This window comes from Escherichia albertii NBRC 107761 = DSM 17582, assembly GCF_000759775.1.
Lineage (GTDB): Bacteria > Pseudomonadota > Gammaproteobacteria > Enterobacterales > Enterobacteriaceae > Escherichia > Escherichia albertii.
In genome coordinates this window covers 1-2,272 of the sequence record NZ_BBMY01000213.1, presented here as the reverse complement: position 1 = coordinate 2,272, position 2,272 = coordinate 1, and the positions used below count along the sequence as shown (strand labels likewise).

Sequence of the window (2,272 nt, the reverse complement as noted above, 5' to 3'; positions counted from 1 at the left end):
GAGTAGAGTAAGAGGCAGGGCGTAGTCGGACTATTTCCCTGCCTCTCCTCCCCGAACCGGACGTGCACCTTTCAGCGCATCCGGCTCTCCATTTAAATGCTGGCGAACGCCATTGCCACTTCTGTAAAGCGCGATGTATACGTGTTTCTGGTCTCCGTCCTCAGATAGGGATTACCTTCGGGTAGCCGCCAGCGGAACAGCTTCTTGCCTTGCCCCACCAACCGGTACAGTATTTCGCCGCTGAGCTTGCCGTGATTGGTTTTACCAAATAAAACCCACGTTTTGCTCTGACCCGGTTTCGGTGATTTACACCACCACCTCATCAGGGAAGCGATACCTGTACGGTATTTGCGGGCCAGCCAGTGAGCCAGCTTCCAGAACACGACACGGTCGATATAACTGAAGACTTTGGCCTTAAAATCAACGAACTGATAGAACATGGCCCAGCCTTTCAGTTTTCGGTTGAGTTGTTCAGCCATATCGACTTTGCTTTCACTGTAGTTGCCTGATAACAGTGCTGTCAGCGATGCGGCGAAGTTTCTGGCTTTCTCCTGCGGGATCGTTGAGACCACTCGCATCTCGCCATAACGACTGCGTTTGCGAATGATCCTGTGCCCCAGAAAGATAAAGCCGTCATTAACATGGGTGATTTTAGTCTTATCCATGTTCAGCCTGAGTTTCAGACTGCCTTCGAGCACACCCCGACACTCCTCCCTGATGGCTTCCGCCTGTGCTTTGGTGCCTTTGACGATGAGGACAAAATCATCGGCATAGCGGCAGTACGCCACCGCGGGTTTCCACTGCCAGTTTTCTCTGACCGCCGTACTTCGGCCCCGTTGGATACTGTTATTCCAGTACCACCGATCTTTTCTGGCTTTCCCGCTCAGGTAGCGCTCATGCAGGTATTGATCGAACTCATTCAGCATGATGTTCGATAATAGCGGCGATATAACACCGCCCTGTGGCACACCTTCACTGGCCGCCCGAAAGAGACCGACATCGATATGTCCCGCCTTGATGGTTTTCCACAGCAGAGTCATGAAACGTGCGTCACTGATCCTGCGGCGTACAGCCTTCATCAGCAGTCGATGATGTACGGTGTCGAAGTAACTGGACAGGTCGCCTTCAATCACCCAGCGTCCCCGGGTTTCACCACAGTCTGTGAGCTGTAATTTCACCGTGCGGATAGCGTGGTGGACACTGCGCTCAGGCCGGAAGCCATATGAGAGCGTATGAAAATCACTCTCCCATATCGGCTCCATCGCCATCAGCATGGCCCGCTGAACAATACGATCCCGCAACGCGGGGATACCCAGTGGTCGCAGTTTGCCGTTGCTTTTAGGGATGTAAACCCGTCTGGCGGGCAAGGGCTGGTAGTGGCCTGAGAGTAATTCATCCCTGAGGATTTGCAGCTCAACAGCCAGTCTGGCCTGTAGCATTGTTTTGTTCACGCCATCAACGCCGGGGGTATGGGCCCCCTTTGATGAAAGCGTGATCCGCGCCGCTTCAGCCAGCCATTCTGGTTGTGTTATCAGACGCAGCAGCCGTTGAATCCGTAGGGACGGATCGGTGACTGCCCATGTGGCAAGCTTGCGTTGCATTTCGCTGATTATCAAAGGTCTTCACCTCGTTAGGTCAGTTAATTCACGTCGCAAACACATTCAAACTGCTTCCCTTCGCCATGTAATGGGCTTTCCCCATCGCGGACTACTACGGAAGCTCCGCCAGCCAGCGCGTCATCGGAGCCATGCCCCCTTAACATCCGTCGCTGACCTTCCCCGGTTTACCTGCCTGGACTCAGGCATACTGAGGAGGCTGCCCGTCGCACTCTTTATCCTTGCTTGCCGCAAGTTGGCAGAAGTCAGCAACGCAAGCGTGATAGACGCTGCTGCCCCGGTGTTTCGCATACATGTCAAAACACCTTCGACCGGCAGTGCTTACGTATCACTGCCAGTTCCTCCTGCACGGCCTGTCAGATCACGTAGGCCGTGGTGACGTTTTCAACCCACAGAGGCGGATTAACGGGTTCATGTTCTTCAGCCTTTCAGTACTTAACCTTGAGGATCATCTCGGCTTAGTGATCTCGCCTCAATCCCCGTTGTCAGCGGGTTACATCACCCTGCGGGCATGCCGCAGGTCACTGCCGCTCAGGTTCTCCACCGTCACACCCGGTGGGATTGTTGGGTTTCTCATCGTGAGTTACCGGTTCAATATTCCAGACAGACTCGCGGTTCATTTAAGCATCCATGCCCGCCCTGAACTCCGGGCACAC

At 54.2% G+C, this 2,272-nt stretch carries 2 protein-coding genes; both read right to left on the bottom strand.

The window, feature by feature from the left end:
* Positions 1–92: 92 nt before the first annotated feature.
* Positions 93–1,601: a group II intron reverse transcriptase/maturase gene (ltrA, locus tag EA14781_RS22085; protein ID WP_001189123.1), complete on the bottom strand. Its 1,509-nt coding sequence runs from the start codon at positions 1,599–1,601 to the stop codon at positions 93–95.
* Positions 1,602–1,639: 38 nt separating this feature from the next.
* On the bottom strand, positions 1,640–1,762 hold the full coding sequence (locus EA14781_RS25940; protein WP_001406634.1) for a hypothetical protein: 123 nt from the start codon (positions 1,760–1,762) through the stop codon (positions 1,640–1,642).
* Positions 1,763–2,272 lie beyond the last annotated feature (510 nt).

What these genes read in the sequence shown, in the direction of transcription:
- ltrA (WP_001189123.1), bottom strand. Translation starts at nt 1,601, where the DNA reads ATGCAACGCAAGCTTGCCACATGGGCAGTCACCGATCCGTCCCTACGG.
- EA14781_RS25940 (WP_001406634.1), bottom strand. Translation starts at nt 1,762, where the DNA reads ATGTTAAGGGGGCATGGCTCCGATGACGCGCTGGCTGGCGGAGCTTCC.